The organism is Delftia sp. ZNC0008 (genome assembly GCF_000799035.1).
GTDB lineage: Bacteria > Pseudomonadota > Gammaproteobacteria > Burkholderiales > Burkholderiaceae_C > Comamonas > Comamonas tsuruhatensis.
The window spans coordinates 1-7,097 of sequence record NZ_JTKZ01000780.1 but is presented as its reverse complement, the minus strand read 5'-3'; the positions used below and the strand labels follow the sequence as shown (position 1 = coordinate 7,097).

Genomic DNA, 7,097 nt, shown 5'->3' with positions numbered 1-7,097 from the left:
GCCGAGGGTGCGCGCGCCGCCTATGAGGCGGGCGCCGGCGTGCTCGAAATTCCCAAGCCCGTCCTGCCGCGTGTCGAGGACCTGCAGATTCCCGCGCGCGATGGCGCCTTGCTGCCTGCGCGGCTCTATGCGCCCGTGGAGCGCAGCCAGACGCCGGCCACGGGCCTGCCCGTGCTGCTGTACCTGCACGGCGGCGGCTTCACCGTGGGCAGCGTGGCCACGCACGACGTGCTGTGCCGCCAGCTGGCCCATCTGTCGGGCGCCATGGTGGTCTCGCTGGACTATCGGCGCGCGCCAGAGCACAAATTCCCCACGGCCCACAACGACGCCTGGGATGCGCTGCAATGGCTGGCTTCGCAGGGCGCCTTGCTGGGCGCCGACCCTGCACGCCTTGCCGTGGGCGGCGACAGCGCGGGCGGCACGCTGGCCGCAGCCTGCGCCATCCATGCGCGCGATGCAGGCCTGAAGCTGGCCCTGCAACTGCTGATCTACCCGGGCACGACGGCCCACCAGGACACCGACTCGCACCGCCGTTTCGCCCACGGGCTGGTCATTGACGAGCCCGCCATCACCTGGTTCTTCGCCCAGTACCTCAACAGCCCTGCCGACCGCGAGGACTGGCGCTTCGCCCCGCTGCTGGCGCCTGACGTGGACGGCGTGGCCCCGGCCTGGATAGGCCTGGCCGAATGCGACCCGCTGGTGGACGAGGGCGTGGAATACGCCGACAAGCTGCGCATGTCGGGCGTGCCCGTGGATCTGGAGATCTACCGGGGCGTGACCCATGAATTCGTCAAGATGGGCCGCGCCATTGCCGAAGCGCGCCGTGCACATGCCGACATGGCGCGCGCCTTGGCCGACGCCTTTGCGGCCTGAGAGCCAGGGCACCCAAGACACCCAAGACAACAGGAGAGAAAAACCCATGCAACGCCAAGATTTCCGCACGCTGCAACGCATCGAAGTGCGCTGGTCCGAAGTGGACGCCCAGAAGATCGTCTTCAACGCCCACTACCTGATGTACGCCGACGTGGCCGTCACCGACTACTGGCGCCAGCTGGGCATGCCCTATGAGTCATCCTTCGCGGCCCTGGGCGGCGAGCTGTTCGTCAAGAAGGCCACCACCACCTACCACGCATCGGCCACGCTGGGCGACGTGCTGCATGTGGGCATACGCTGTGCCAGGCAGGGCAATACCTCGCTGTTGTTCGAGGCCGGCATCTTCCGCGGCATGGAACTGCTCAACACCGTGGAACTGGTCTATGTGTTCGCCGATGCCACCACGCGCCAGCCGCTGCCCGTGCCGCAGCAGCTGCGCGACGTGCTCACCGCCTATGAGGCCGGCCAGAGCGTGGTGCGTGTGGCATCGGGCAGCTGGAACGACCTGGGCCGCGACGCCGAGCGCCTGCGCCTGGCCGTGTTCGTGCACGAGCAGGGCGTGCCGCGCGAGATCGAGATCGACGAGTTCGACCCCGTGGCCCGCCACGCCGTGGTCTACAACGGCCTGGGCCAGCCCATTGCCACCGGCCGCCTGGTCAGCGACAGCCCCGGCGCGGGCAGGATCGGCCGCATGGCCGTGGACCGCAGCGTGCGCGGCGGCCGCTGGGGCCGCATCGTGCTGGACAGCCTGGTGGAGGCCTCCCGCCAGCGCGGCGACCGCGAAGTCGTGCTGCACGCGCAGCGCCATGCCGAGTCGTTCTACCTGCGCGCGGGCTTCACGCCCGAGGGCGAGCCCTATGAAGAGGCCGGCATTCCCCACATCACCATGAGGAAAGTGCTCACCGCCTGAGCTGCAGGCAGCTCAGGCGGTGCAAGGCCCAAATCTCAAATGTCCTCGCGCAGCGCGTAGGGCAGGGGCTTGAGTTGCAGCGCCACGGCCTGCGCGGCATCGGCGCGCTGGCCCTCGCCCAGGGCGGCGTGGGCCAGCAGGCGCTGCTCAGCCGAGCTGATCTGCATGGAGACAATGGCGTCCCAGCCGCCGCCGGGCGCCGGGGCGGCCTGGACCACGGTGCCGGTGGCCTGCTCCAGATCCTCGGGCGTGAAGACTTCCATGCCGGCTGCCAGCGGCTGCTGGGCATGGGCGATGTAGGCGCGGCGCTTGAGCGTGCCCCGGAACTGGCTGCGGGCCACCACCTCCTGGCCCGGGTAGCAGCCCTTCTTGAAGTTCACGCCTTCCACCGATTCGTAGTTGAGCATCTGCGGCACGAAGGCATCGACCACGGGTGCCGACAGCGTGGCGATGCCGCTGGCGACTTCGCTCCAGAGCCAATCGGCCTCACTGAGTGCGGGGCCTTCGGGCAGGGGCGCACCGACAGGGGCCACGCGCAGGGCGCGCGGCTGGCCGGCGGCCGGGTGCAGGGCGATCAGGCTGGCTGCCCCGTCGTCCGTCTTGGTCCAGGGTGCGGCGGCCGCGCCCAGGGCCTGCACGGCGGCATCGCCAGCCAGGCCAAGCAGGGTGAAGTCGGCCGTGGCATCGCTGAGCTTGCACTTGGCGCGCAGCACGAACATGGACAGGCGCTTGAGCGTGGGTGCCAGCAGGCTGCGGTCGCACAGCAGCAGGATCTCGTCCTTGCTGCGCTTGAAGCCGATGAAGCTGGCCAGCATGCGGCCCTTGGCCGTGCAGAACGCCGCCAGACGCGCATGCTGCAGATCGAGCAGCGCGAAGTCGTTGGTCAGCTGGCCATGCAGGAATGGGGCGGCGTCTTCGCCGAGGGCGCGTATCACGCCGAGATGGGAAACGGGGGCGATGCCGTTCAGTAAAGGCTGGGTCATGGCTGAATTATGATCAGCCGCTCTATTGCTTGCTTGGACCGAGGTTGTGCGCTTTATCTTTCGCGCTTTGATGATGCTGCTGGTGCTGGCAGCCGTGCTGGCCGGTGCCGGCTGGTGGTGGCTGAACCAGCCCCTGCAGCTGTCCCAGCCCACGCTGGAGCTGGAGGTCGAACCCGGCACCACGCCGCGCGGCGTCGCCCGCGAAGTGGTCAAGGCCGGGGTGCAGACCGATGCGCGGCTGCTGTACGCCTGGTTCCGCGTCTCGGGCCAGGACCGGCAGATCAAGGCCGGCAACTATGAACTGACCACGGGCCTGACCCCCTATGTGCTGCTGCAAAAGCTCGCGCGTGGCGAGGAATCGCTCAAGGCGCTGACCCTGGTCGAGGGCTGGAACTGGCGCCAGGTGCGCGCAGCCCTGGCCCGCGAGGAATTCCTGCGCCAGGAAAGCGCGGGCATGGACGATGCGGCCCTGATGCAGGCCCTGGGCCGTCCCGGGGTGGCGCCGGAGGGCCGCTTCTTCCCCGATACCTATACCTACGCCAAGGGCAGCTCCGACCTGGCCGTGCTGCGCCGGGCCCTGCATGCCATGGACCGGCGCCTGGCCGATGTCTGGGCGCTGCGCTCGGCCGACACGCCACTCAAGAGCCCCGACGAGGCCCTGACCCTGGCCAGCATCGTCGAGAAGGAAACCGGCCGCGCGGCCGACCGTGCCCAGATCGCAGGCGTGTTCACCAACCGCCTGCGCATCGGCATGCTGCTGCAGACCGATCCCACCGTGATCTACGGCCTGGGCGAGAAATTCGACGGCAACCTGCGCCGCCGCGACCTGCAGACCGACACGCCCTGGAACACCTACACCCGCGCGGGCCTGCCGCCCACGCCCATCGCCATGCCCGGCAAGGCTGCCCTCATGGCCGCCGTGCAGCCCAGCCAGACCAAGGCGCTGTATTTCGTGGCGCGCGGAGACGGCACCAGCCATTTCAGTGCCTCGCTGGACGAGCACAACCGCGCCGTCAACCGCTACCAGCGCGGCCAGCAAAAGCCCTGAGCAAAAGCACTGAGATATTCCCCAGGGCTGCTGCGGTTCCCGCGGCGCTTGCGTATCCTCTCTTTCCATATGACCAATGCAACCCCCGCCGGCCTGTTCATCAGCTTCGAAGGCATCGATGGCGCCGGCAAGTCCTCGCACATCGCGTCGCTGGCCCAGGCTTTCCGTGACCAGGGCCGCACGGTGACGCTCACGCGCGAGCCCGGCGGCACGCCGCTGGCCGAAAAGCTGCGCGCGCTGATGCTGCACGACGCCATGGACCCGCTGACCGAGGCGCTGATCGCCTTTGCCGCGCGACGCGACCACCTGGTGCAGGTGATCGAGCCCGCGCTGGCGCGCGGCGAAGTCGTGCTCTGCGACCGCTTCACTGATGCCACCTTTGCCTACCAGGGCGCAGGCCGTGGCTTCGACCTGCAGCCGCTGGCCACGCTGGAGCGCATGGTGCAGACGGGCACCGCCCCCCAGCCCGATCTGCTGCGCGAGCCCCACCTGACGCTCTGGTTCGACCTGCCCGCCGAGGTGGCCGCCGAGCGCCTGGCCTCGGCCCGCGTGCCGGACCGCTTTGAGTCCGAACCCGGCAGCTTCTTCGCCCGCGTGGCCCAGGGCTATGCGTCGCGCGCTGCAGCAGCGCCTCAGCGCTTTGCCCGCATCGACTCCAACGCCAGCCGGCATGCGGTCTGGCAGCAGATCACGCAGGTCATGGTGCGCCGGGGCTGGCTGGCCATCATGGTCGGCGGCCAGGGAGGTGCGGCATGAACGAAGCCCTGCCACAGCCGGCCGAGACCGACACCTCCTGGATTGCCGAACAGCGCACACGCCTGCTCGCACAGCGCGGCCATGCCTGGCTGCTGCAGGGGCCTTCGGGCCTGGGGCAGTACGCGCTGTCGCTGTCACTGGTGCGTGCTTGGCTGTGCGAGTCGCCGTCGCCCCAGGGGGCCTGCGGCCACTGCGGCAGCTGCCACGCCATCGACGTGCGCGCCCATGCCGACCTGTGCGTGCTCATGCCCGAGGTGCAGATGATGGCGCTGGGCTGGCCCCTGCCCGAGAAGGCCCAGGCCGACATCGACGACAAGAAGCGCAAGCCCAGCAAGGAAATCCGTGTCGAGGCCATGCGCGACGCCGTGGAGTTCTGCCAGCGCACCAGTGCGCGCGGGCGCGGCAAGGCCGTGCTGGTCTATCCGGCCGAGCAGATGAATGCCATCACGGCCAATGCGCTGCTCAAGACGCTGGAGGAGCCGCCCGGCGATGCGCGTTTCGTGCTCGCCAGCGAGGCATCGCACCAGCTGCTGCCCACCATTCGCAGCCGCTGCCTGATCCACACCATGGCCTGGCCGGATCAGCAAGAGGCCCTTTCCTGGCTGGACACGCAGGGCGTGCCCCCTGAAGCGGCCGCCGTGGCGCTGCGCGCAGCAGGCGGGCGGCCCGGCGATGCACTGGCATTGGCGCAAAGCGGTGGCGGCAGCGACATGGCGTCGTGGTCACAGCTGCCGCGTGCGCTGGCCAAGGGCGATGTGGCGGCCCTGGCCGCCTACGCGCCGCCCCATGCCGTGGAGGCCTTGCAAAAGATCTGCCACGACCTGATGGCACTGGCCGCAGGCGCCGCGCCGCGCTACTTCACGCCGGCCGACCTGCCTTCGCGGCCGCTGGACATAGGCCTGCTTTCCGAATGGTCGCGAACCCTGGCCCAGGCCGCGCGCACGGCCGACCATCCCTTCAACGCAGGCCTCATGGCAGAAGCCCTGGCCGCAGAGGCGCGGCGCGTGCTCATGTCCGGCCAGCCTGCCCGCCAGCGCCGGGCATGAAGGGCGGGGCACGGGAGAACATGGCCAGGCGCTTTTCGCCACATGAAAGCCCGGCCTGTTAACCTACGGCCCTGGGCCCGGTGCCGATTGCGCCGGCCGCTCACCGAACCAATGTCTGCAAACCATCCATGAGCACCGCACCCTCCACACCCCGTCCCAGCGTGATGCAACTGGCGATCAAGGAAAAGGCCGCGCTGTACGCCGCCTACATTCCCATGTTCGCCGAAGGGGGCGTTTTCGTGCCCACGCAGCGTGAGTACCGTCTTGGCGATGATGTCTACGTGCTGCTGACCCTGCCCGACGAGCCCCAGCGCTATCCCGTGGCCGGCCGCGTGGCGTGGATCACGCCCGCACGCGCCTCGGGCAACCGCACGCAGGGCATAGGCATACAGTTTCCCAAGGACGAGAAATCCGCCGAGCTCAAGGCCAAGATCGAGAACATCCTGGGCGCGGCGCTGAGCTCGGACAAGGCCACGCAGACGGTCTGATGGCTGCACCTGTTTCAGGTGCACCTGCCTGCCATGCATGCCGACAGGGAGGACAGCTCCCGGGTCGGCATGGCTGTTTCTGAACCACGAGATTCCATGTTTACCGATTCCCACTGCCATCTGAACTTCCCCGAGCTGCAAAGCCGCCTGCCCGAGATCCGCGAGGCCATGGCGGCCGCGCGTGTCACCCGCGCGCTGTGCATCTGCACCACGATGGAGGAGTTCGGCGATGTGCACCAGCTGGCGCTGGACCACGACAACTTCTGGGCCACCGTGGGCGTGCACCCCGACACCGAACACATGACCGAGCCCAGCGTGGGCGACCTGGTGGAGCGCGCCGCGCTGGCGCGCGTGGTCGCCATCGGCGAGACGGGCCTGGACTACTACGGCATGGAAGACCGCAAGGGCGGCCGCACCATTGCCGACCTGGAGTGGCAGCGCGAGCGCTTTCGCGTGCACATCCGCGCGGCGCGCCAGACGCAAAAGCCCCTGGTCATCCACACCCGCAGTGCCTCGGACGACACGCTGGCCATCCTGCGCGAAGAAGGCGAGGACGGCTCGGCAGGCCAGGCCGGCGGTGTCTTCCACTGCTTCACCGAGACCATGGAGGTCGCGCGCGCGGCGCTGGACCTGGGCTACTACATCTCGATGTCGGGCATCGTCACCTTCAAGAACGCCCAGCACCTGCGCGACGTGGCCGCCTTCGTGCCGGCCGACCGCCTGCTGATCGAGACCGACAGCCCTTATCTGGCGCCTGTTCCCTATCGCGGCAAGACCAACAATCCGTCGTATGTGCCGTACGTGGCCCAGCAGATTGCACAGGTGCGCGGCATTCCGGTCGAGGAGGTGGCGGCCCTGACCAGTGCCAACTTCGATCAGCTTTTCAAGGGGGTTGTCGCATGAGACTGAATGCTGCGGCCGTCGGCCGCGTGGACCGTCGCCGCTGGCTGGCCCGGGCCGGCCGCGCCCTGACGGCCGTGGCTGCAGCCGGTG

At 69.0% G+C, this 7,097-nt stretch carries 8 protein-coding genes; 7 read left to right on the top strand and 1 reads right to left on the bottom strand.

Annotated elements, in window-relative coordinates; translation table 11 throughout:
- The coding region (locus tag L995_RS25100; RefSeq protein ID WP_047474070.1) for an alpha/beta hydrolase at positions 1–873 on the top strand (873 nt) is incomplete at its 5' end.
- Positions 874–919: 46 nt separating this feature from the next.
- The gene (locus L995_RS25095) at positions 920–1,783 is read left to right on the top strand and encodes a YbgC/FadM family acyl-CoA thioesterase (protein WP_013802704.1); all 864 of its coding nucleotides are present in this window, start codon (positions 920–922) and stop codon (positions 1,781–1,783) included.
- A gap of 35 nt (positions 1,784–1,818) precedes the next feature.
- On the opposite strand, the gene ygfZ is transcribed toward L995_RS25095, so the two are convergent.
- Complete coding sequence (ygfZ, locus tag L995_RS25090) at positions 1,819–2,766, bottom strand: CAF17-like 4Fe-4S cluster assembly/insertion protein YgfZ (RefSeq protein ID WP_047474069.1); 948 nt, start codon at positions 2,764–2,766, stop codon at positions 1,819–1,821.
- A gap of 46 nt (positions 2,767–2,812) precedes the next feature.
- On the opposite strand from ygfZ, the gene mltG reads away from it, so the two are divergent.
- The 5 genes from mltG to L995_RS25065 all read left to right on the top strand — a co-directional run bounded on the left by mltG (position 2,813) and on the right by L995_RS25065 (position 7,007).
- Positions 2,813–3,814, top strand: coding sequence for an endolytic transglycosylase MltG (mltG, locus tag L995_RS25085; RefSeq protein ID WP_082001625.1), 1,002 nt, complete (start codon positions 2,813–2,815; stop codon positions 3,812–3,814).
- Between the two features lie 69 nt (positions 3,815–3,883).
- Complete coding sequence (gene tmk / locus L995_RS25080) at positions 3,884–4,570, top strand: dTMP kinase (RefSeq protein ID WP_016446817.1); 687 nt, start codon at positions 3,884–3,886, stop codon at positions 4,568–4,570.
- Positions 4,567–5,616 (top strand): DNA polymerase, encoded by a 1,050-nt coding sequence (locus L995_RS25075; protein WP_034363947.1) that lies wholly within the window; start codon positions 4,567–4,569, stop codon positions 5,614–5,616. The genes tmk and L995_RS25075 overlap by 4 nt, the downstream gene beginning before the upstream one ends.
- 128 nt (positions 5,617–5,744) lie before the next feature.
- The gene (locus tag L995_RS25070) at positions 5,745–6,104 is read left to right on the top strand and encodes a PilZ domain-containing protein (RefSeq protein WP_016446819.1); all 360 of its coding nucleotides are present in this window, start codon (positions 5,745–5,747) and stop codon (positions 6,102–6,104) included.
- 96 nt (positions 6,105–6,200) lie between these two features.
- On the top strand, positions 6,201–7,007 hold the full coding sequence (locus tag L995_RS25065; RefSeq protein WP_016446820.1) for a TatD family hydrolase: 807 nt from the start codon (positions 6,201–6,203) through the stop codon (positions 7,005–7,007).
- Positions 7,008–7,097 lie beyond the last annotated feature (90 nt).